This is a genomic window from Exiguobacterium sp. s83, from assembly GCF_018617095.1.
Lineage (GTDB): Bacteria > Bacillota > Bacilli > Exiguobacteriales > Exiguobacteriaceae > Exiguobacterium > Exiguobacterium profundum.
Genome location: NZ_JACSJP010000001.1, coordinates 1,726,086 through 1,748,843 on the forward strand (window position 1 = coordinate 1,726,086; position 22,758 = coordinate 1,748,843).

At 49.4% G+C, this 22,758-nt stretch carries 22 protein-coding genes and 1 pseudogene; 11 read left to right on the forward strand and 12 right to left on the reverse strand.

Features of this window, described 5'->3' with window-relative positions:
* Positions 1-47: 47 nt before the first annotated feature.
* Together KNO73_RS08805 and KNO73_RS08810 are read right to left on the reverse strand one after the other, a co-directional pair.
* Positions 48-434, reverse strand: a complete 387-nt coding sequence (locus tag KNO73_RS08805; protein WP_214685968.1) for a hypothetical protein — start codon at positions 432-434, stop codon at positions 48-50.
* An 83-nt stretch (positions 435-517) separates the two neighbouring features.
* A complete protein-coding gene (locus KNO73_RS08810; RefSeq protein WP_215112353.1) occupies positions 518-1,366 on the reverse strand; it encodes a MurR/RpiR family transcriptional regulator in 849 nt (282 codons plus the stop codon).
* A gap of 157 nt (positions 1,367-1,523) precedes the next feature.
* Between KNO73_RS08810 and KNO73_RS08815 the strand changes: the two genes are divergently transcribed.
* The 8 genes from KNO73_RS08815 to KNO73_RS08850 all read left to right on the forward strand — a co-directional run bounded on the left by KNO73_RS08815 (position 1,524) and on the right by KNO73_RS08850 (position 11,315).
* Positions 1,524-3,983 (forward strand): bifunctional diguanylate cyclase/phosphodiesterase, encoded by a 2,460-nt coding sequence (locus KNO73_RS08815; protein WP_214730679.1) that lies wholly within the window; start codon positions 1,524-1,526, stop codon positions 3,981-3,983.
* Between the two features lie 371 nt (positions 3,984-4,354).
* Positions 4,355-5,560, forward strand: coding sequence for an MFS transporter (locus KNO73_RS08820; protein ID WP_214685972.1), 1,206 nt, complete (start codon positions 4,355-4,357; stop codon positions 5,558-5,560).
* A 250-nt stretch (positions 5,561-5,810) separates the two neighbouring features.
* Positions 5,811-6,692: a phosphogluconate dehydrogenase (NAD(+)-dependent, decarboxylating) gene (gnd, locus tag KNO73_RS08825; protein ID WP_215112354.1), complete on the forward strand. Its 882-nt coding sequence runs from the start codon at positions 5,811-5,813 to the stop codon at positions 6,690-6,692.
* Positions 6,693-6,781: 89 nt separating this feature from the next.
* Positions 6,782-8,125 carry a GntT/GntP/DsdX family permease gene (locus KNO73_RS08830; protein ID WP_078147600.1) on the forward strand — a complete coding sequence of 448 codons (1,344 nt, stop codon included), beginning with the start codon at positions 6,782-6,784 and terminating at the stop codon, positions 8,123-8,125.
* Between the two features lie 16 nt (positions 8,126-8,141).
* Positions 8,142-9,641 (forward strand): gluconokinase, encoded by a 1,500-nt coding sequence (gene gntK / locus KNO73_RS08835; protein ID WP_214685976.1) that lies wholly within the window; start codon positions 8,142-8,144, stop codon positions 9,639-9,641.
* Between the two features lie 119 nt (positions 9,642-9,760).
* Complete coding sequence (locus tag KNO73_RS08840) at positions 9,761-10,042, forward strand: hypothetical protein (protein ID WP_214685978.1); 282 nt, start codon at positions 9,761-9,763, stop codon at positions 10,040-10,042.
* Between the two features lie 14 nt (positions 10,043-10,056).
* On the forward strand, positions 10,057-10,527 hold the full coding sequence (locus KNO73_RS08845) for a GNAT family N-acetyltransferase (protein ID WP_251024879.1): 471 nt from the start codon (positions 10,057-10,059) through the stop codon (positions 10,525-10,527).
* A gap of 77 nt (positions 10,528-10,604) precedes the next feature.
* Positions 10,605-11,315 carry a polysaccharide deacetylase family protein gene (locus tag KNO73_RS08850; RefSeq protein ID WP_251024880.1) on the forward strand — a complete coding sequence of 237 codons (711 nt, stop codon included), beginning with the start codon at positions 10,605-10,607 and terminating at the stop codon, positions 11,313-11,315.
* Between the two features lie 64 nt (positions 11,316-11,379).
* On the opposite strand, the gene KNO73_RS08855 is transcribed toward KNO73_RS08850, so the two are convergent.
* Positions 11,380-11,919, reverse strand: a complete 540-nt coding sequence (locus KNO73_RS08855; protein ID WP_214687497.1) for a dihydrofolate reductase family protein — start codon at positions 11,917-11,919, stop codon at positions 11,380-11,382.
* A gap of 66 nt (positions 11,920-11,985) precedes the next feature.
* Between KNO73_RS08855 and KNO73_RS08860 the strand changes: the two genes are divergently transcribed.
* Positions 11,986-12,885: a helix-turn-helix transcriptional regulator gene (locus KNO73_RS08860; RefSeq protein WP_251024881.1), complete on the forward strand. Its 900-nt coding sequence runs from the start codon at positions 11,986-11,988 to the stop codon at positions 12,883-12,885.
* Positions 12,886-12,923: 38 nt separating this feature from the next.
* On the opposite strand, the gene KNO73_RS14995 is transcribed toward KNO73_RS08860, so the two are convergent.
* The 3 genes and pseudogenes from KNO73_RS14995 to KNO73_RS08870 all read right to left on the reverse strand — a co-directional run bounded on the left by KNO73_RS14995 (position 12,924) and on the right by KNO73_RS08870 (position 15,901).
* Positions 12,924-13,433, reverse strand: a complete 510-nt coding sequence (locus KNO73_RS14995) for a glucose PTS transporter subunit EIIB (protein ID WP_353047967.1) — start codon at positions 13,431-13,433, stop codon at positions 12,924-12,926.
* 27 nt (positions 13,434-13,460) lie between these two features.
* Positions 13,461-14,432 (reverse strand): annotated as a pseudogene (locus tag KNO73_RS15000) (PTS transporter subunit EIIC); the annotation flags it as partial.
* Positions 14,433-14,548: 116 nt separating this feature from the next.
* On the reverse strand, positions 14,549-15,901 hold the full coding sequence (locus KNO73_RS08870) for a 6-phospho-alpha-glucosidase (protein ID WP_214685989.1): 1,353 nt from the start codon (positions 15,899-15,901) through the stop codon (positions 14,549-14,551).
* 143 nt (positions 15,902-16,044) lie between these two features.
* On the opposite strand from KNO73_RS08870, the gene KNO73_RS08875 reads away from it, so the two are divergent.
* Positions 16,045-16,782 carry a GntR family transcriptional regulator gene (locus KNO73_RS08875; RefSeq protein ID WP_214687499.1) on the forward strand — a complete coding sequence of 246 codons (738 nt, stop codon included), beginning with the start codon at positions 16,045-16,047 and terminating at the stop codon, positions 16,780-16,782.
* A 61-nt stretch (positions 16,783-16,843) separates the two neighbouring features.
* Here KNO73_RS08875 and KNO73_RS08880 read toward each other — a convergent pair whose 3' ends face one another.
* A complete protein-coding gene (locus KNO73_RS08880) occupies positions 16,844-17,077 on the reverse strand; it encodes a type II toxin-antitoxin system Phd/YefM family antitoxin (RefSeq protein ID WP_214687501.1) in 234 nt (77 codons plus the stop codon).
* Positions 17,078-17,176: 99 nt separating this feature from the next.
* On the opposite strand from KNO73_RS08880, the gene KNO73_RS08885 reads away from it, so the two are divergent.
* Positions 17,177-18,121 (forward strand): M23 family metallopeptidase, encoded by a 945-nt coding sequence (locus KNO73_RS08885; protein ID WP_215112355.1) that lies wholly within the window; start codon positions 17,177-17,179, stop codon positions 18,119-18,121.
* A 32-nt stretch (positions 18,122-18,153) separates the two neighbouring features.
* Here the strand turns inward: KNO73_RS08885 and KNO73_RS08890 are convergent, their stop codons facing one another.
* The 5 genes from KNO73_RS08890 to KNO73_RS08910 all read right to left on the reverse strand — a co-directional run bounded on the left by KNO73_RS08890 (position 18,154) and on the right by KNO73_RS08910 (position 22,648).
* The gene (locus KNO73_RS08890; RefSeq protein ID WP_012727277.1) at positions 18,154-18,552 is read right to left on the reverse strand and encodes a cytidine deaminase; all 399 of its coding nucleotides are present in this window, start codon (positions 18,550-18,552) and stop codon (positions 18,154-18,156) included.
* A 177-nt stretch (positions 18,553-18,729) separates the two neighbouring features.
* Positions 18,730-19,566 (reverse strand): ABC transporter ATP-binding protein, encoded by an 837-nt coding sequence (locus KNO73_RS08895; RefSeq protein WP_214687506.1) that lies wholly within the window; start codon positions 19,564-19,566, stop codon positions 18,730-18,732.
* A complete protein-coding gene (locus KNO73_RS08900; RefSeq protein WP_214686190.1) occupies positions 19,567-20,598 on the reverse strand; it encodes a FecCD family ABC transporter permease in 1,032 nt (343 codons plus the stop codon). It abuts the gene before it with no gap.
* The gene (locus KNO73_RS08905) at positions 20,595-21,620 is read right to left on the reverse strand and encodes a FecCD family ABC transporter permease (RefSeq protein ID WP_078147614.1); all 1,026 of its coding nucleotides are present in this window, start codon (positions 21,618-21,620) and stop codon (positions 20,595-20,597) included. Before KNO73_RS08905 ends, KNO73_RS08900 begins: the two co-directional genes overlap by 4 nt.
* Entirely contained in the window at positions 21,617-22,648 is a 1,032-nt protein-coding gene (locus KNO73_RS08910) for an iron-siderophore ABC transporter substrate-binding protein (RefSeq protein WP_168169901.1), read from the reverse strand. The genes KNO73_RS08905 and KNO73_RS08910 overlap by 4 nt, the downstream gene beginning before the upstream one ends.
* Positions 22,649-22,758: the final 110 nt, after the last annotated feature.

Consider the following 22,758-nt stretch of genomic DNA (forward strand, 5'->3'; position numbering starts at 1 on the left):
CTATGGCTCGACGAAAAACACCCTGTTTCCAACAAAACAGGGTGTCATCAGTCGTTCGGGATCGTGACCCCGTCAAATTGTTCATTGCGGCATAGCGTGATTGCTTGCATCGCCAACTTATAGTCTTCTTCCGGCAAGGCAATCAACTCGGTCGGAAGGACCCATTCTTTTGAGTTATACAGATGGATGACGAGCTTGGCGAGCACAAACTCTCGTTTATCAAACGTATTGTCATCGATAATCGTCGAAGTGCGAATCTTACCTGATTCAAGATCCATATAAGGAAGTAGGCATTCACGTATATGTTCATTTCCCGCAATCACATACAGCGCGGCGAAATATTCTCGACCGGTACTCCCCGGATCCGTGAGCCGTTGTGCCAACCGTTTGAACTCGTTGTAATGGTCGGAAGATAAAAAATCAATATGGTTCATCGGTCCACCTTCTCTCTCTAAGCCATGCTTTGCTCTCAAGGTTTATAATTTCCACCTTTTTGTAGAAACTAACCCTCTTTCGCTCAGATTCGGCGCAGCGAAATCGCCTCACGCATCTGTTGAAGCGACGCCCGGGCTGCCTCGCCTCGGCGCATCATGACGGCTGTGAACAACGCATCAATCAGACTCAATTCAGCAATCCGGGAAGCGAGCGCCTCCGAGCGAAATGCCGTCTCTTGAGATACGGTATAGAGCGACACATCCGCCAGTTTCGAGAGAGGGGACTTCGCATAGTTGGTGATGGCAATCATCGGCACGCCCTTCTCTTTTAAGAGTTTGGCGATATCGAGTGTCTCTTTCGAGGCACCGGAATGCGAGATGACGACGGCGACGTCTGCGGTCGTCAATTGTGAGGCCGACATGAGCTGCATATGCGACTCGAGAATCGCGCTCACTTGAAGCCCGCTCCGGACAAACTTATGATAGGCATCTAACGCGATGACGGCCGACCCGCCGCTTCCGAAAAATTCGATACGGCGCGCCCCAAGAAACAGCTCAATGGTTTTCTCAAGAGAGGCATCCTCTAAAATCTGACGCGTTGACTCAATCGTCTTCCCGTTCGTCGAAAAAATTTTCTCTGCGATTTCGAGTGCCGTATCCGTCTCGATAATATCTTCATGAATATCTTGAAGCGGTGCGACGACATCTGAGGCGAGTGCGATTTTTAGCGCCTGATAGCCTTTGAATCCGACACGCTGACAAAAACGAAACACAGTCGACTCTGCCACATCGAGGTCATCTGCCACCTGATTGATCGTATGATGAATGATTTTTTCTGGTTGCTTCAAAATATAGTCGGCAATACGTTGTTCTTTCTTGCTCAGTGTCGAATAGGCACCACGGATGCGGGCCGTCCCGTTCATCGTTTCCATCAAGCATCACCCTTTCTCTTCTTCATCTAACGATACCGTTTCGAAAAAAATTCCGCAATGTGTGATTCATGCAAATGATTGACCCACCTTACAAAAGTAGGCAAGAAGCGTGATTCCCGAGTGTGCTACTCTAATAAAGCACTTTTTCATTCATTCTTTGTACCATTTGAAATTGAAAGGACTGTTTCTCATCGAACATCACCTGAGTAGCTCATATAACTTCACACTCGTCATTCTTTCCATCGCTGTCGCCATCTTCGCTGCCGGTGTCGCTCTCGATATTAGCAGTCGTTTGAAATATGCGAAGCACGCCTCGCGACTCAGGTGGGTCGTCGCTGGTGCCTTCAGCCTCGGTCTCGGCATTTGGGCCATGCACTTCATCGGTATGCTGGCGTTTCACTTGCACGATGATGTGACGTACCATCTCGGCATCGTACTATTATCCATCGTGCCGGCCGTCGTCGCTTCCGGACTTGCCTTTTGGATGATCAGCCATCCGGAGACGCGACCCATTCAGCTCGTCTTCGGTGCCTTCTTGATTAGCGTCGGCATCGTCTCCATGCATTACATCGGGATGGAAGCGATGCAAATGAACGCCATCCTCACATACGACCCCATCATGTGGATTGCATCTGCCATCGTTGCCTTCGTCGCGTCACTCGTCGGATTGTACATCCTCTTCTATATCCCGAACGTCTCGCGGTTCCATTGGCGCCGTCTGGTCAGTTCGGTCTTGATTGGGGTTGCCGTTTCTAGTATGCATTATGTCGGGATGGGCGCAGCCCGTTTCACCCCGATGGAAGGTGCGGCCAAACCGGTCAGCGACTATGCCGTCGACAGCACCCTACTCGCCTATGTCATTGCGGCGAGCGTCATGACACTATTCATCTTGATGTACATCTCGCTCCGGACGGCATCACAACTCGAGGCACAGTCGGAAGAACTAGAATTAAAATTCGAATCCATCATCGAATCTGCCTCGGATGCCATCATTGTCGCCGATCACAATCGCACCATCCTTCAGTGGAACCAAGGGGCGACCGACTTGTTCGGATATACGTATGACGAGATGATCGGGCAATCGATTGTCGCCATCATTCCGGAACGATTCCGAGATGCGCACGAGCGCGGGATGAAGCGTTATGAAGCGACAGGTGAAAAACGCGTCATCGGTCAAACGGTCGAGCTCATCGGATTACGAAAAGACGGTGTCGAAGTGCCAATCGAGATGTCACTCGGAACGTGGAAGACGGACAAGGGCATCTTCTTCAGTAGCATTATCCGTGACATCAGTGAACGGAAACGAATCGAGGCTCAAATCAACGACCTCGTCTATTTGGACCCGCTCACCGGTCTCCCGAACCGTCGTCTATTCAGCGACCGACTCGACGCGCTACTCGGTCAGTCCCAGCAAGAATCGTTCGCCTTATACTATATCGACTTGGACAACTTCAAGGTCATCAACGACCGGTTCGGCCACTCGATCGGCGACCAATTCTTGAAACAAGTGACGACCCGCATCCAATCGACGATTCAAAAGTCGGACACGCTCGCCCGTCTCGGCGGAGATGAGTTTATCATCTTGTCCCCACATACGAAAAGTAACCTCGCGGCCCATCGTGCGCAGGAGCTCATCAACATCCTCCATCCTCCGTTCGAACTCGAGAACGAGGAAGTGTTCACCGGTGCCTCGATTGGGATCAGTCTCCATCCATCCGACGGGGATACGGCAGAGGATTTAATCAAAAACGCTGACATCGCTATGTACCGGGCGAAGGCCGACGGCAAGAACGGCTATCAGTTCTTCACGAACGAACTGAACGAGTCCGTTTCCCGTCGTTCGAACTTGTCGATGGCACTCCGGAAAGGGATTGGACGTGGCGAGTTCACCGTCCACTATCAACCGCAGATCCAGCTAGAGACAGAAATGGTCATTGGTATGGAAGCACTCGTCCGCTGGAATCATCCAGACCTCGGGATGATTTCGCCTGGCGAGTTCATTCCGATTGCCGAAGAGACGGGAAGCATCCATCGCCTCGGCGAGTTCGTCTTGAATGAGGCGTGTCGCCAAAACAAGGCGTGGCAAGATGCGGGCATTCCCCCGTTTCGGGTCGCCGTCAACATCTCGGCCATTCAGTTCGCTCAAAAAGACTTGCCGGAAGTCGTCAGCCGCGCACTCGACTCATCAGGTCTCGACGCGCAGTATTTAGAACTCGAGTTGACCGAGAGCGTCATCCAAAGTGCAGACCGCGCCATCGAGACGATGCATGAGCTCGTCGCCCTCGGCGTCCACCTCTCCATCGACGACTTCGGGACCGGTTATTCATCACTCAGTTACTTGAAGCTGTTCCCGATTGATACGCTGAAGATCGACCAGCACTTCACGAAGAACATCGAAAGTGACGAGAAAGACGCTGCCCTCGTTAAAACGATCATCCGCATGGCGCACGAGCTCGATTTGAACGTCATTGCGGAAGGGGTCGAGACCGAGAATCAAGTCGCTTTTCTGAAAGCCGAATCATGTAACCAGGCACAAGGATATTTCTACAATCGTCCTTTGCCGGCGGAAGAAATCGAAGTCTTCTTCCAACAATATAAGAAAGCATCATCAAGTTAATTCGTTCGACCTCCGTGACGGGGGTCGATTTTTTATTAGGATTTTGACGATCGCTGAGTCACACCGAGCAATGCGCAAAGGTTACCCGACACCTCTCAATGATTGGAAAATTGTTGCCTGAAAATGACGAACTATTTGAGTGATCTTTCGCCCATAGCTTTAAATCGATGAAGACGACACAATAAAAATGACCTCCGATGATTATATCGGAGGTCATTTTACAAACATACGTTCGTTTTATAGTACAACGCAAACAAGCGCCTATATATTCGCTTTTTCTATTTTTAGTCTAGCAAATCCCGCAACATAAGTCTATTCTTTCTCTCCACGACCTCTTACATTAAAGAGAGACTCTTGAAAGGAGCATATCTATGGAATTATACCGTTGGGACCTCAATCTGAAAGTTCGCTTATTCGGCGAAGGCTTATTCAACCTCTTGTTTTGGATGTACTTTCCATTCATCACCGTCTATTTCGCCCGGACGCTCGGTGTCGAGCTAGCCGGACTACTCATGGCCGTGCCACCGTTGTTCCTGCTAGTCGGCAGCTTGATTGGCGGTTCGCTTGCAGATGAGATTGGTCGCCGCCCCGTCATGCTCGCCGGGACGTTCTCACAAGGTTTCCTATTCCTCGTTTTCGCTTTATCAACGAACGCCTATGTCGATTACATCACCTACATCAGCATCGGTTTTATGGGTGCCATCTACAAACCGGCCAGCTCGGCGATGGTCGCCGACCTCGTTCCGACTGAACATTTACGGAATGTATTCGCGACGTTTATGGCTTCGAACAATATCGGTGCTGTTCTCGGTCCGCTTCTTGGTGCGGTCCTCTTTTTCGAGTATCGTCAGGCGCTCCTCCTCGGCTGCGCCCTTGTTCTTTTTGGTTACGGGGGTTTGCTCGCGGTTCTAACCAGTGAGACACGACCGGTCTCGACCGAGAAGACGGTCGCAACGACATTTTTCACCCAAGGGCGGTCGTATGCGACGATTTTGATTGACCCGCTTTTCCGCCTCTATCTGATTGCTGGCGTATTCGCCTTAATCCCAATCATGCAACTAGACGTGTATTTACCTGTCTATTTGATTGAACAAACTCCGGCCACGTTCAACGTCTCGAATACAGTCTTATTCGGCTGGCTCGTTGCATATAACGGCCTCTTGTTCGTCGTCTTCATCATTCCTGTCACACGTGTGTTTCGGGCGTGGGACGAACGGCGTGTTTTACTATTGTCGACTTTCCTAGGAGGTTTCGGGACGTTTCTCGTCGCCTTCTCATCAAATATCTGGTACTTGCTCATCGTCACGACCATGTTCACGTTCGGGGAGCTGATTCGTTCTCCCGTCAGTCAGAGTTTCGTTAGTCACTATGCACCAATCGAGTCACGTGGACAATACCTCGCGACCGATACGCTCCAAAACACAATCGGCAAGTTCCTCGCACCGGTGACGGTATTTGCATCAGGATTTCTCTCCCCGCTCGCTGTGTTCACACTCATCTTGCTGTCGGCACTCATCGGTATGGGGCTGTATGCGAAGCTATTTGACAGGCTGAACCAAATGAAAGTTTCGTCTTAAGGTTACCGCAATCACTTTGTTACTAATCAATGCTTGTATCGCATTTCGGGAATTTTATTCACTCTCAAAGATTGATCGTTCGTTCTTGTATCTATATAAGAGTGTCTGTCCGTCGTCCCGCCTACGAATTAAGCCGGGACGCTCTTTTTGCATTACTCGAAAAAAATTCCGTCATTAGACTTGTAAATCGAATTTATTTTGATATGATAAATCTAGAGACGGAAAAAAATTCTTTTTCAGGGGTGACAATATGGAAATTGGTTTGATTGGTTTAGGTAAGATGGGTTACAACTTGGCACTCAACTTGAGCGACCACGGACACACGGTCGTCGGGACGGACGTCGGGGACGTCACATCGGACGCGTTCACCATCGTGCCGACACTCGAGGATGTCGTCAATCAACTGTCGACGCCACGTGTCATCTGGGCGATGGTCCCGGCCGGAGACGTCACAGAATCCGTGCTCGCCGAATTGTATGAGCGACTCGAACCGGGCGACATCGTGATTGACGGAGGAAACTCGAACTACAAATTATCGGTCGCACGCGCCGAACACTTTGCTGAGAAAGAGATCAAGTTCTTCGATTGCGGAACGAGCGGAGGCACGGACGGGGCGCGGAACGGGGCCTGTACGATGGTCGGGGGTGACGCAGACGCGTGGCCGACAATCGAACCAATCTTCAAAGACTTGTCTGTCGAGAACGGCTACCTGTACACGGGTCCTGCCGGAAGCGGTCACTTCTTAAAGATGATCCATAACGGGATCGAGTATGGGATGATGCAGGCGATTGCGGAAGGGTTCGACATTTTGGAGAAGAGCCCGTTCGATTACGACTATGAACAAGTCGCACGCGTCTGGAATCACGGGTCGGTCGTACGTTCTTGGCTCATGGAACTCACAGAGAATGCCTTCAAGAAAGATGCGAAGCTCGATGAGATTCGCGGGGTCATGCATTCATCCGGTGAAGGTAAATGGACGATTGAGACGGCGCTCGACCTTCAAGCCGCGGCACCGGTCATCGCCCTGTCGCTCATGATGCGCTATCGTTCACTCGAAGACGACACGTTCTCAGGAAAAGTCGTCGCCGCGCTCCGCAACGAGTTCGGTGGCCACGCGGTCGTCAAGAAGTAATATCTGTGGAAAAGGTCACGGGGATATGGCCTTTTCCTTTGCTAGGAACTGTAAACGGTTACATATTTGGAATTTAGGGGGAATACTCAATGTCTGGCTCAACACTTATTTTGATTGCCTTAGCCGGAATCTTCTTACTCTTATTTTTAGTCATTCGCACAAAGCTTCACGCATTCGTTTCGTTGTTACTTGTCAGTTTAATTGTCGGGGTCGCAGCCGGCATGCCACTCGGTGATGTCATTGCCTCCATCCAAAACGGGATGGGCGGAACGCTCGGCTTCGTCGCCGTCGTCGTCGGTCTTGGCGCGATGTTCGGGAAGATGCTTGAAGTATCGGGTGGCGCGGAACGTCTTGCCCAAACACTCGTCAGCAAGTTCGGTGAAGACAAGGCACAATGGGCGCTCGGGATTACCGGATTCATCGTCGCCGTCCCGGTCTTCTTCGATGTCGGTTTTATCATTCTCGTTCCAATCGTATACGGTCTCGCCAAAAAGACGGGACGCTCGCTTCTTTACTACGGTATACCACTCCTTGCGGGTCTCGCGGTCACACACAGCTTCATCCCACCGACACCTGGTCCGATCGCTGTTGCGAACTTGATCGGTGCCGACCTCGGTTGGGTCATCTTGTTCGGTGTCCTCGCTGGGATTCCGGCCATGATTTTAGCCGGTCCGGTTTTTGGGAAGTATATTGCTAAGAAAATTCATGTGACGATTCCGGATTACATGGAATTCAAAGAAATCGATACATCGAAAGAACTACCAAGCTTCAAAATGATCTTGTCGCTCATCTTGATCCCGCTCGTGTTGATCTTGGCGAACACGCTCTCGGCGGTTCTCTTGAACGAAGGCAACGCCGTCCGTGATTTCTTGACGTTCCTCGGACATCCATTCGTCGCCTTGACGATTGCGACGCTTCTCACATTCGTTTTCCTCGGGACACGTCGTGGCTATTCACGTGACGAAGTACAAGAGATTGCAACGAAAGCACTCGAACCAGCCGGAATCATCATCCTTGTCACAGGGGCCGGTGGTGTATTTAAACAAGTCCTCATCGACTCAGGTGTCGGTGACGTCCTCGGTGAAATGATGGCCGGTTCACCACTTCCGGCAATCGTCCTCGCCTTCTTGATCGCGACGGTCGTCCGTGTCGCCCAAGGGTCGGCAACGGTCTCGATGGTTACGGCAGCAGGACTCATCACGCCATTACTTGAAATCCAAAACATCACGGGCGCGGCACTCGGTTTGATCGTCATCGCCATCGCTTCAGGGGCGACCGTCCTCTCGCACGTCAACGACTCGGGCTTCTGGCTCGTCAACCGGTACTTCGGTCTCGACGTGAAAGACACGCTCAAGTCATGGACGATCATGGAAACGATTATCGGACTCACCGGCTTCGCCGTCGTGTTCTTGATTAGCCTATTCATCATCTAAGTTAGGAAGTGATTGTGTGTTTACGATTGGGGTCGATATCGGGACGACGAGTACGAAAGCCGTCCTGTTCAACGGTCATCAACAACTGGCGGTACATAACGTGTTGTATCCGCTTCTCACGCCCGATACGGAGACGGCCGAGCAAGACCCGGTCGTCATCTATGGGGCCGTGCTCGAAGCTGTCTCGGCGGTCCGCGCCAAAGCGGACGGTCCGATTCGCTTCGCATCGTTCAGTTCGGCGATGCACAGTTTAATCGCGCTCGATGCATCAGGACGTCCGCTCACGAACAGCATCACGTGGGCCGACAGTCGCGCGAATCCATATACGCAAGAAATCAAACGCGATGTTGATGCGAGTGCGCTCCATATGCGCACGGGCACCCCGGTCCATCCGATGGCACCGCTGTCGAAACTGCGCTGGTTGAAAAAAGAACATCCTGACGTCTTTGAACAGACAGCCAAGTTCGTCTCCATCAAAGAGTATGTCTTCTATCGCTTGACGGGTCGCTTCGTCGTTGACTACTCCATCGCCTCGGCGACCGGACTCTTCAATTTAAAGCAACGAGACTGGGACACGGAAGCACTTGATGTCGCCGGTGTGACACCAGAGCGCTTGTCTGAACTCGTGCCGACGACAGAGATTTTACCGGTGACACCTGAGGTGACCGAGACGCTCGGCTGGGACTTCCCGCTCGTCATCGGGGCAAGCGACGGCGTGCTCTCGAACCTCGGGGTCGGCGCCTTCGAACAAGGCGTCGTCGCCGTGACCATCGGGACGAGCGGCGCCATCCGGACGGTCGTCTCGGAACCGGTCGAAGATCCGAAAGGTCGCATCTTCTGTTATGCGCTGACGGACAAGCATTGGGTGATTGGTGGACCGGTCAATAACGGCGGCATCATCCTCCGCTGGCTCCGTGACGAGTTCGCAGCAAGTGAGGTCGAGACGGCGAAACGACTCGGGATCGACGCGTACGATGTGTTGACACGAATCGCCGAGACGGTCAAACCGGGTGCCGACGGACTGTTGTTCCATCCGTATTTGATGGGTGAACGGGCTCCGCTCTGGGATTCAAACGCCCGCGGTTCATTTTTCGGGCTCAGCATTCACCATAAGCGCGAACATTTCATCCGTGCCGTATTGGAAGGAGTCATCTTTAACCTCTATACGGTCATGCTCGCACTCGATGAGTTGACGGGCGCCCCGAACCGCATCCATGCGACGGGGGGGTTTGCCCAGTCGAGTCTCTGGCGTCAAATGATGGCAGACATCTTTGATACACCGGTCGTCGTGCCGGAGAGTCATGAAAGTTCATGTCTCGGGGCTGTCATGCTCGGGGAATACGCTTTCGGGGACATCGAGGAGTTCCAAGAAGTACCGCAAGTGACCCATGAGCATACACCGGACATGGAAGCGACGAATGTGTATCGTGAACTTTTGCCGATCTACATTCGCTTATCGCGCCATTTGTCTGAAGAGTATGAAGCGATTTCAGCGTTTCAGCGGAAGCATGTATGATGTCAAACCGAGTCCTTGAAGGGCTCGGTCTTTTTGATTTATGACAGGATTTTTCGTGATATACACGGAAATTAAGGACGAGGTCAAACAATCATCGTATCGAAGAATGGATTGATTAAATGGCGATTGCAATCGGATATCTCATCGCAGGTCTAGGTGCATTCGTGGCATATTGGTTCAGTACCGGCGAAGCACGAAACACAAAATTGAAAATATGGGGAATCGCTCTTATGATTCCTATATCACCAGCCTTAGCGTTTTCCATCGGCCTTTCGTACGCAATCAGTGTACAGAACGGATGGGCTGGATTGATCATGTGGTTTATTTTCCCTGTGATTTTCTTGAGTGGTCTGGCGTTGCTATTGATTGGTCTTTTCAAAAAAGAAAAGAAGTTGGTTTGAATGGTAAGACAACCATGATCACGACAACCCGTTGCCTCATCCGCCCATTCGAACGCCAAGACATCGAATCATTCATGATTTACCGGAATGACTTGGATTGGATGAAAGATCAGTCATTCAAAGGACTCAGCTTTGAAGAATACGAGAACGCCCTAATCGGCGCACAATCACTTCAACACGGCATGCAACTCGCCATCATCGACCAAGCGACCGATGAATTGATTGGGGACGTGTATATCCAGCAAGAAGGTATGACGCATTGGATCGGCTACACGATTACCCCTACGCGCGCTCGGCAAGGCTATGCATTTGAAGTGATGTCGGAATTGATTCGTCACTTGACTTACCAAGGAGCGAAAGAGTTCAAAGCCGGTGTGCTTGGGACGAACGCGGCATCCATCGCGCTATTGAAGAAATTGAACTTCACCTTTTTCGAGACAGAGCTTGACGAACAGATTTATCGTCTCGATGTCTCCAACATATGATAAAGTATGTATCACATGTCGCTTGGTTTTGATTTGAGGGAGTTTTGAATGGAATGATGAAACGCGTTCTTTTGCTCATGTCGATCTTTCTACTGATTGGGTCTTTGTCACAGGCTGCGATTCCGGAGCCGAAGGCCTATAACGACCCGAGTCTCATCTATTTGACGCTCGATGATGGACCGAACTGGAAAACGGGAAAGCTACTCGATGTCTTGAAGAAACATCAAGTGAAGGCAACCTTCTTCATCCTCGGAAAGAACATCGAAGGAAATGAGCATCTGCTTCACCGCATCATTGCGGAAGGTCATTTGATTGCCTTACACGGGATGCGACACGACCGGGATGAATTTTATGAAACACCGTTGACGGCCGTGCTTCAGATGCAGGAAGTACAAGCACTTATCTATGAAGTGACCGGCATTCATACGAACATGGCCCGCACCATTTATGGGAGCGACGCCGGCATGTCACCCGCACACTGGCAGGCGATGACCGATGCCGGTTTTGAGATTTGGGACTGGAACGTCGGTAGTCTCGACCATGTGTATAAGAAAGACAATGCCCGTGTCGAGCAACGTGTATTCGACCGACTCGAAGCGAATCGCGCCGCCAATATTGCTTCGATTATTTTAGCGCACGATCACTCGATGACGCCGAAAGCACTCGATACAATCATTCGTTATGCGAAAGAACGAGATTATGAATTCCGTACGTTAGAGGGTGTCCAACCGGTTCACAACTTTTCTGATGTATGGGAACCGCATTTAAGCGAACGAGCGACCCCATGACTGCAGATCATCTTAATGGTCTGCAGTTTTTATACAATGAGATGAATTATAAAAAATCGAGCCCTTATGTGGACTCGATGCTCATTTGTCGTTCATAGGTCACCATCACAAATTGACCGGAGGCGTGGTGACTCGTCAGTCGAAGCTTCGTTTCTTTCGTGCCTTCTAGGAAAAGAGGGATTCCCCCTCCTAACACGACCGGCGCAATCGCAATCTCATAGCGGTCAATCAAATCATGTTCCATCGCGGCTTTGATGACTTCTCCCCCGCCGATGAGCCAAATATCTTGATCAACTTCTTGCTTTAACCGATTGATGAGTTCTTTGATTGGTTCGTCCGTGAATGTGACATGCTCGGCCTCACGGTCAGCCTGACGTGTCAAAATGTAGTTCGGGATGTCTGGATACGGATACTCTCCTTGTTCTAACTTCAATACTTCCTCATACGTCTTCCGTCCCATGATGACAGCACCAACGGTCTTGAAAAAATCAGCATAGCCGTTGTCCCCATCCCCCTCTACAGCGAACAACCAATCGAGTTGGTCGTTCGACCGGGCAATCTTTCCGTCTAAACTCATCGCAATATATAACACAACATTCGGCATCATGTGTTCCTCCTTGATTCGTGATACATTCAGCTTAACGAACAAACACGACAAAAGATGACGGGAATGGTAGATATGAAAAAACGACACTTGCAACTGATTCGGCTACTCAATCGCGGACGACGTTTCACGGCGGAAGAACTGGCCCAAGAGACAGGCGCCTCCATTAGGACGATTCAACGGGATATGCTCTCGCTCGAAGAACTCGGTTATCCGATTTGGAGTGTTCCTGGAACTGGGGGCGGCTATGAAATGTTGCCGAATCGTTTATTGCCCCCGCTCCATCTCCGCGAACAAGAAGCCGTCGCACTCTATCTCACGCTCAAATGGATGGAACACATTCCTGATGTGCCGTTCGGGGACATACGAAGTACGTTGTCCGATTGGTACGTGAATGAGTTACCACATGACGTAGAGTCGAAAATTCGACGATTGGAGCGAAACATTCTCTGGCTTGGAAACAAACAAATTCCAAAAGCGCCGTTCACAAAGGACATCTATCAGGCGGTCGAGCGCAAAAACAAGATCGAGATGACGTATCGATCGACGAACGGATCACGTACGTTCCCCATCGCACCGGTCGGTATGGCACTCCTTGACTTAAAGTGGTATGTCTTCGGGCTCTCCGAACTCGGATTCCGTCAATATCGGATTGATCGCATCGAAGCGGTCCAAGTGCTCGAGGAATCGTTCGAGTCCGAGGATTTGGTGACCTTGCTTCAGAGAAGTGATGAACGGGGCGGTGTGACCGTTCAACTCGAGCTGACGTCACTCGGTCGTCGTTTACTTGAAGATGTATTACCCGATATCGAAGAGAAGAATGAATGGGACGTACCTAAAGAAGAGCTGCCGTTTTTGTCGAGACAGCTGTTGAAGGCCGGAGCCGAAGTGAAGGTCAAGGCACCGCATGCGTTGCGGGAGATGATGAAGGAGCATGCGGAACGTCTTGTAACATTATACGTATGAAAACTGAAAAGGCTCAACCCATGCGGTTGAGCCCGATTTCAATTTGCTTCATCCATTTCCTTATGAATACGTAGCAATTCGTTTTTGTATAAATCAGAGCGACCTCCAAAAATCGCTTGAATGTTATTTTTCACTTTGACGACTCCAGCTGCTCCGAGTGCTTTTAGTTCATCCTCATTGATTTGAGAAACATCACTTACTTCAACACGAAGTCGTGTGAAGCATGCATCGATATCACGGATGTTCTCTCGTCCCCCAAGTGCCTCTTCAATCGCAAGTGCTGTCGTTTGAATCACTGATTGACCTGACTTTTTATCATTGTAGTCTTTACGCGTAAACAGTTTCGCTTCTTGTCCGCCACGCCCTGGTGTTGCCAAATTCCACTTCTTGATAGCGAAAGTAAAGATACTATAGTAAACGATGAAGAAACCAATGCCGACGACGATATTCATCCACCAGCGTGGTGTACCTGGTAAAACGTTCACTAAAATATAGTCAATCAACCCTGATCCTCCAGCCCAACCGATATGTGTATCGAGCGCATACATGAGCGCGAAAGAAATTCCCGTCAATACACTATGAATGACATACAGGACAGGTGCCACGAATAAGAAAGTGAATTCAATCAGTTCTGTGATTCCTGTTAGAAAAGCTGTACCGGCTGCTGCAATCAATAAGCCTCGAACGACAGGACGTTTGTGCGGATCGGCCTGACGATACATCGCAAGCGCCGCCCCGAGTAAACCGAACATAATGATTGGGAACTTACCAGACATGAAACGTCCCGCCGTCACTTCGACACCTTCCGCGATTTGAGCAAGGAAAATATACTGATCACCGTTCACGACCGCATCACCGACCGTTGCCGTTCCACCGAGAGATGTCCAGAGGAACGGGGCATAGCAAATGTGGTGTAATCCTGTCGGAATCAATAATCGTTCCAACATTCCATATAACCCAACATATGCAGGATTGGTCGTATCACTCGCGATGACGTTTGCCATTGAAGTGAGTGTCGATTGGATTGGCGGCTAGATGAGCATCATGACAAATCCAAGTAAAATCGAGAAGAAGACCATTACAATTCCGACAGAACGATCACCTGCAAAGAATCCCAACACTTCTGGTGGATTGAACGTATGGAACTTTTTATACACCCATACTGCGAGCAATCCGACCGCAATCCCTCCGAGTACACCGGTTTCAAGGGAAGGAATACCGAGTAACATGCCATATTCTCCACTCTCGGCAGCCATTTCTGCCGTGATGCCGAGGGAGATTGAAATTGTCTTATTCATAATGACATATCCGACGAGTGCTGCGAGTGCGGCAATCCCTGATCCTCCTGACAAACCAACTGCGACCCCGATTGCAAAAATGATTGGTAAGTTCGCAAAAATACTAAGACCAATTTGTAACATTCCAGCACTGATCGCTTCTACTGTTCCATTCTGTAAAAACGTCCAGCTATCGGCTAATGGTCCCGTGAGTGCCGCACCTAGTCCTAGCAAAATTCCGGCAGCCGGTAATAAAGCGACCGGTACCATGAGCGCCTTTCCGAACTTTTGAAAAACTCCAAACTATTGACTCATTCGATTCACTCCTCATCTTGTAAGCGTTATCAATCTGAACAATGAGAAAGGGGATTGCCTCCCCTCTCTAGTTACCGTATTGCTACTGTCTCGCCCGATTTTAATTCCGGCCAGTACGTTCTGTTTTCCTCAATCAAATCATCTAAGATTCGACGAGCTATTGGTGCATCGATGACTGTACGATTTAGTGTCAACGCCTGAAGTGCCTTCTCATAACTGTTTTCGAAGTATGCGTCGACGACAAGTTGCTCGTAAGCAAGCTGTCCTTCAATCATTCCTTTGTAAAAACGAGGAATCTTTCCGACTGCGAATGGTTTCGGTCCACGATTGGTAAGCATCGCAGGCACTTCAACCATCGCATCGTCCGGCAGGTTCGAAATAATCCCTTCATTTTTCACCATGACGATGAAAATATCACCGTTATTATAGGCTAGCGAAGCAGCGACCCGAATCATATAGCAGCCGTGGATATCGACCTCAAGGTGAACATTTTCGAGCGAGTCATCTTGAATAATCTGATCACACATCGAGAAGACACGCTCTTGACGTCCATTGATTACTTGCCGTGCCCGTGTGTTCGTGACATCTTCTTTTTCTGCCATGTCAGATGGATATAAATAATATTGAAGGTACGTGTTCGGTAAGTACTCCGGGAAATCCGTCAGCATCTTCTCTACTTGTTTAAACGTCTTGATCCACGATGGGTCATTCGCAATCTCCGAATCTTCCGGGATGAAACCGTCTTCTAAAATGGCGCGTTTGATATCTTCAGTCAATTCATTTCCTTCTTTATCGAAGATACCTGTGAACCAACCAAAGTGGTTGAGTCCGAAATATTCCGGAACGAGATCCCAAATCTCTTTACCGAGAATCTTCGCATAGCTCACCATGATTGCTGCCGGCATGTCGCAAATGTTTAATATTTTTTGATCGTCCGGGTATGCACGTTTGAGCGCCTCGGCGACAATTGCAGCCGGGTTTGTATAGTTTAAGATCCAGCCATTCGGTGAGCCGGTGCGAATGTCAGAGACGAGTTCAATCATATCTCCGATTGAGCGCATCCCGTATGACATTCCGCCCGGTCCACACGTCTCTTGTCCCACCACGCCATGTCGAAGCGGAATCTGCTCATCTTTTTCGCGCATTTCCAAACCACCTGTCCGAATTTGGACGAAGAAGAAATCTTTATCTTTAAAAGCATATTCTTTGTCCGTCGTATATTCGAACGACTCGAGTTCTGGATAATGCTCACGCAAGATGATTTCACTCGCTTTCGCGACACGTTCTTGACGTAATTCATCTGTATCGTAAAACGTGATAGAACGAAGTGGGAAGTGTTCTTTTTCCTTAATCAAACTCATGATCATGCCGATTGTGTACGTACTACCTCCACCGACGACTACGAGACGCTGTGGTGTTTTCATGTGTGCGTTCCCCTTTCAATACATATCTAATTGATTACAATACAAATCTAATACATATTATCTGAACCGTCAACACCTTTTTTAAAACGTTTTATTTTTGTATACTATGAGTAAGGAACGCATACAATCAGGAGGTTATCTACATGAAAGCTAAATCTCCGCTATACCAGCGGATTGCTCAGGAGATGCGCACGTTTATCGAGACCGGCGATTGGGCGCCCGGTGAAGCAATTCCGACAGAAGCACAACTCGTCGAGAAATTTAAAGCGAGTCGAGTCACCGTTCGACAAGCCGTCAAACTACTTCAAGAAGAAGGATTGCTTTGGAAACGACAAGGGAGCGGCACATATGTACAATCCGAAAAGATTGAACATAATATGTACGAATTAAAAAGTTTCACTGAAGACATGAAACGGGAAGGAAAGGACGTCACGAGTAAAGTACTTACTTTCACCGTTCAACCTCCGACTGAAAAAATAAAGGAAATACTCGAGCTTGATGAAGACGCTCTTGTCTACTATATTCGCCGGTTACGCTTTGCAAACGGAGAACCGCTCATCGTCGAAGATACGTATCTTCCACTCCAATTATTTCCCGATTTAACGTATGAGGTAATGACACGGTCGAAGTATGATTACATTGAAAATGTCAAAAACCTGAAGATTGCAGACAGTGTTCAGGAATTTATCCCGGTCTTGCCGACGAAAGAAATTGCTGAAATGCTCGAGGTGAGCGATCGAACACCGATACTCAAAGTCGAACTCTATTCGTTTCTCATGGATGGCAATCGCTTTGAGTTCACCGAAACGTATTTCAAGAGTGAAGAGTATCGATTTATCATCCGTGCCGGTCGAAGACATGAAACAACAAACACCCAGTGAATTCAACGATTCACTGGGTGTTTGTTAATGCAAACTCATATGTTTCAACATTAGACTAATGCTATTCAAGCTGCCTTAGGGATTCAAATAGACGCTCAGCATTTTTTGGACTGCTCGTCAGGTAAATGGTTTCTAACAAGCTATTATATTCTCGTTCAGAAATGATAACAGCATTCTTCCTGCCTTCTTTCGAGATGAAAATCGTCTCGTCATTTTCACATACTTGATGAAGCAAGTGGTTCAACTTTTTTTCGCTTTCCGGTATGGAACCGTAGACATTCACATCACTCCTCATTTATGTCCATTATATTATGATTTTTTATGAATGACGAAACATCTATGTTTCTACATCCGTATAAAAGACCAATCAATCATCAACAAAGGCGGTATGCACATGCATCACCAGAACAAACAGTTCATTCACTTATTCAAAGACGGTCAGTTCGATGACATTTATCATCAAATGACCGATTCTTGCAAATCTCATTGTTCCATGGCCATGTTTCATCACGAAGCGTCTTCGTTTCATCATGGAATTCGGCGCTATCGTCTGCTCAATGAGATGATGTTGAACGGGAATCGGTATGCATTGTGGTCGGATTTCCGAAAAGAAAAGTTATTGTCCGTTCAATTCAATCGCGTGAATCAGGTTGAATCCATTCAGATGACGGTCACATCCTCTTCAAAAGAGACCAATCCTTTCACGAAAAACAAATACCACCTTCCATTCAAAGAGCAGTGGTTCGTCGTCTCAGAAGGGACAACCCTCGGAATGTATCATCATGATCCAACCCGAAAAAAGCGTGATGGCTATGACTTTTTGAAAACACAAGAGCAACAACCTTACAATCGTAGAAAAATCGGGATGGATGGCTCGTATGCGTTTGGAGAACGAGTGATTGCTCCATTACACGGGACAATTCATCAAGTCGTGGATGGGTTGTCAGACGAACTAGATGCTGATCATCCATTCGGTAATCACGTCATCATTCAACATGCGAACGATGAATATTGCCTTCTCGCCCATCTAGAGAATGGTTCCATTGCCGTGAATGTGGGAGATACGGTCAAAACCAAACAGTTGATTGGGCGCTGTGGGCGTTCCGGAATTACACCTGAGCCACGCTTGCATATGCGTGTCATGAATCACCCAGATGTGGACAGCGCGACCGCCCTCCCGATTCGATGGAAAGGTCGATTGCGACCTGTGCGTGGAAAAGTAGTCACCTCTCGTGAGGAAGAGGGATGGTCGTATGGAATTGCAGCCCTCGATTTTTCAGAACTGCTTCTTTACATTGTTCAAGCCATTCCGCGATTATTTTTTCGCTTTTTTGGATAAGAAAACCCCTCAGAAATCTGAGGGGCCCAACATCACATATCCAAATCGGTGAACGCAAGTGGGACGAGCTCCCCAAGCGTCACTTCTTTCACATCGGCGTTGCCGTTTGTGAGAAGTACTTTGAAGTCAGGATCGCCAAACTCGACCATGACCTGACGGCAGATACTACATGGTGGCAAGAAGTCTTCCGTGTCCCCAGACACGGCAACCGCTTCGAAGTCACCTTTTTTGTATCCTTTTGCGACCGCTGTGAAAATGGCTGTGCGCTCTGCACAGTTCGTTGCTCCGAACGAGACGTTCTCGACGTTGACGCCGTCGATGACCGTACCATCCTTCATGAGAAGTGCCGCCCCGACGCGGAACTTCGAATATGGTGAATACGCATTGTCCTTCAATTGGCGTGCGCGCTCGACTAATTGTTGTTGGTTCATCTTAAGTCATTCCTCTCAAATATCGAATGAACTGATGCCAGTCCCCATGCCTCTCATTTTGGGCAGGATTTTTAGCATACACCCACCCCAAAGAGAAGTCAATGACTTTTTACAAACGCTTTCATGAATAAACAAAAAAGAAGGAGCGCTCATCCCTTCTTGACTGTCTATACGCAGTTATACCAATTCAAGCTGTGCGACGGGCGCTTCTTCCGTTTCCGTCTGCACGTGATGGCGACCAATCGGAATCACGGACGGTGAACCGGATACCGGATCACACATGACCGAACAGCGAAGGTTGAACACACGATGGATCAAATCACACGTGATGACGTCCGACGGCTTTCCTTCTGCGATCAACTTCCCTTTATCAAGTGCGAAGATATAGTCCGCATAACGTGCCGACAAATTGATATCGTGAAGCACCATGACAATCGTCGTGCCGTACTTTCGGTTCAAATCCGTCAACAAGTCGAGAATCTCGACCTGGTATGTGATATCGAGATACGTCGTGGGTTCGTCTAAAAAGAGGACGTCTGTCTGTTGAGCAAGTGCCATCGCAATCCAGACACGTTGGCGCTGTCCACCTGACAACTCGTCGATGGGACGGTCCGCGAACTCCGTGATATTCATCATCTCCATCGCCTCGGCGACAGCTTCGTAATCGGCTTTCGTCCAGCCCTTTAAAAAGGATTGATGCGGGTAACGACCACGACCGACGAGATCGGCGACCGTAATCCCTTCTGGTACGACCGGGGACTGTGGCAACATCCCGAGGACACGCGCTAGCTTTTTCGGTGCCATCTTCGAAATCGGCTTATCGTAAAGCGTCACTTGACCGGCACTCGGTTTGATAAGGCGTGCCATCGTCTTCAAAAGCGTCGACTTCCCGCAACCGTTCGCACCGATGATGATGCTAATCTGATTGCTCGGAATTTCAAGGCTGATATCGTTCAAAATCATCTTGTCCTCGTATCCCGAGGTGAGATGTTCCACTTTCATAATGGATGCCATTTAGAAGTCCCCTTTCTGGTTCATCCGAATCAACAAGTATAAGAGATAAGGCGCGCCGATGATGCCGGTGATGACACCGACCGGATAGCGTGCCGTGAAGGCGAATTGTCCGACAAGGTCGGCCGCTAGTACTAAAATGATTCCGACAAGCGCTGCCGGCAAGATTCCCGCGTGGCTCGTTCCGACGAGCCGTTTGGCAATCGGCCCTGCCAAGAAGGCAATAAACGCAATCGGTCCCGTTGTCGCTGTTGCAAGGGCGAGCATGAATACTGCCGCCACAATGAGCAGAAGTCTGGTCTGGTTCGTGTTGATTCCAAGACCTGTCGCCGCCATTTCTCCGAGCTCGAGCATTTCAAGCTGACGAGTGAGTAACAGTACAATCGGTAAACAGATAAGTACCGTGATGATTAAAGGTGGCAACTCTTCAAGTTTCGCCCCATTTAAACTTCCTGTCAACCACCGCATCGCCATCGCGACATCGTTTTGTCGGCTGATGAGCAGTAAATAGTTGATGACGGCTGTTAACATCGCTTGAATCCCAATTCCAACTAACACCAAACGACCGATGGAGAAAGCCGCCCCTTTTGATAGGAAATAGATGACCAGCACGGTGACGAGCCCTCCGATAATCGAAGCGATCGAGATTATCGCTTCACTCGATTGTAGGACGACGATACAGAAGACAGCCGCCGCACTGGACCCCGTTGTGATCCCGATGACATTTGGATTGGCAAGCGGATTTCGAAGCATCGTTTGGAAAATCGTTCCCGCAGCACCAAATGCTGCACCGGCAAAGACACCAGCGAGCATACGTGGTAGACGCAATACTTCAATGGCGAACGTCGCCCCTTTTACGTCTTCCCCGAGCAAGACGCGGATGACATCCTGAACCGGATAAATCGTATTGCCCAACATGAGCATCAACCCGCTCAATGCTACCGCTATGATGGTCAAAAGAATCGTCATCCCGACATAACGACGGCGTCGCTTCATGCGACCTTGTCTGATTTGTTCAATCGCTGGTTGCATCATAGTCCTCTTACTTTCACTTTCATTGTCAATAGAATCAAGATCGGTGCCCCGATGAACGCCGTCACAATCCCGACCTCAAGTTCACCTGGACTTCCGAGCAAACGTCCGATGACGTCCGAGAAAGTCAAGATGATGGCACCTGCTAAGGCAGACATCGGCATGAGGTAGCGTTGGTCAGGACCGAGCACGAGTCGAATCAAATGTGGGGCGAGAAGTCCGATAAACCCAATCGGTCCAGCGAGTGCAGTCGCCGCCCCACACAGAATCACGCCTGCGAACGAGGCGGTCAACTTCAATGTCCCCGTCCGAACACCAAGACTCTTCGCCATCTCCTCCCCGAGCGCAAGTGCGTTCAAGGAAGGTGCGGTCACGACCGCAATCACGAGACCGATTAGAAGAAACGGTAAAAAGGTATAAATCGAATCCAGATTTCCCGCACCGACACTCCCTACTTGCCAAAAACGGAATTGATCCATGACGTTCGAGCGTGGAATCATAAGAGCCATGACGAGCGACGATAGTGCTGCACTTGTCGCCGCTCCCGCTAAGACGAGTTTGAGCGGGGTCGCCCCTCCCCTTCCGAGTGAACCGATGCCGAAAACGAAAATGGCCGTCAATAGCGCCCCGACGAGCGCAAACCAGATGAACGCACTCGCCGTCGCGATGTTGAAGAATGCGATGCCAATGACGACGGCGAGCGCTGCTCCCGTGTTGACCCCAAGAATACTCGGGTCAGCGATTGGGTTACGCGTCACCGACTGCATGAGTGCACCCGCCACACCGAGTGCTGCGCCACACATAAAACTGAAAATTGTCCGGACGACCCGCTCCCGGACAATGTCTGCCTCATACGACTGAACAGCCGGACGGAATAAACCGTCCAGCAGTTCATTCCACCCGACTGTTCGAGAGCCGAAGGCAAGGGATGCCACGATGCATAGCACCGTCAGTACGAGCGTCCCAACTAACAGGAGCGGGAAGTACTTCGGGGTATGCATCTGTTTCACCTGATTTTGCATCATTTTACTTTCGCAAGTGCATCCGATACGCGTGAAACGTACTCATCAATCGTATATTCAATCGAGAGTGGCGTCGGTGTTCCAGCCGCTGCGAGTGGCGTGTTGTCTTCAATCAATACGACCGATCCGCGTTCGATGGCTGGTACTTTACTGTAGAGCGGGTCTGCTTGAAGCGCCTTCAACGTGTCTTCATTTCCGTATGTGACGAAGATGTCGACGTCGTTCAAAATGTCGGCGTTCTCTTTGCTGAGCTCGAGATAGAAGCTATTTGCTTTTTCAGCTTCGTCGACAATGTTTTGTGGGTACTCCATGCCGAGTTCTTCGATGAAGGCACCACGAGGATCACCTGTTGTATAGATATAGAATTTTGAAAGATCTTCTGCGCTCATCGAGACGAAAGCGGCTTTCTTTCCAGCAATCTCAGGAACGGCTGTCGCTTTGTCAGTAATCAACTGCTCCGTGTCTTTGATTAACTGTTCGCCTTCTTCACCAAGTCCCATTGCGAGTGAGTCATAACGAACCATGTCTTGCCATGAGGTGACCCAAGGTGTTTCTTGATATGCCACGACCGGTGCGATTTGGCTAAGCGTGTCATAGTCTTCTTGCGTGATGCCTGAGTAGGCGGCCAAGATGACATCGGGATTTGAATCTGCGATTGCTTCAAAGTCTAATCCGTCCGTATCTTGATAGATGTTCGGGTTCTCTTCGCCAAGCGCTGTCAACTTCTCTGCTGTCCATGGAAGCATCCCGCTATCATCTTGTACACCGTAGTTCGCAGCTGAGAATCCGACCGGTACGACATCGAGTGCAAGTGCGACGTCATGGTTTCCCCACGAAATCGTTGCGACACGCTCTGGTTTTTCTTCGATGACAGTCTCACCGAACGCATGCTCGATCGTGATGGGGTAACCTTCTGCTGATTCTTCCGTCCCTTCGTTCGTGGAAGCGTTCTCAGCTTCTTCCGAACCACAGCCGGCTAAGATGAGTGCAAACGCTGAAGCAAAAATAAACATATGTAACCACTTCTTCATTGTCTTGTTCACGTGTTTCTTCTCCTTTTTCAACTTCTCTATTTTCTCGATACTGATAATCATTATCAGTTATGAGTATAGACTTGCTATTCCTTCGTGTCAACTGCTAT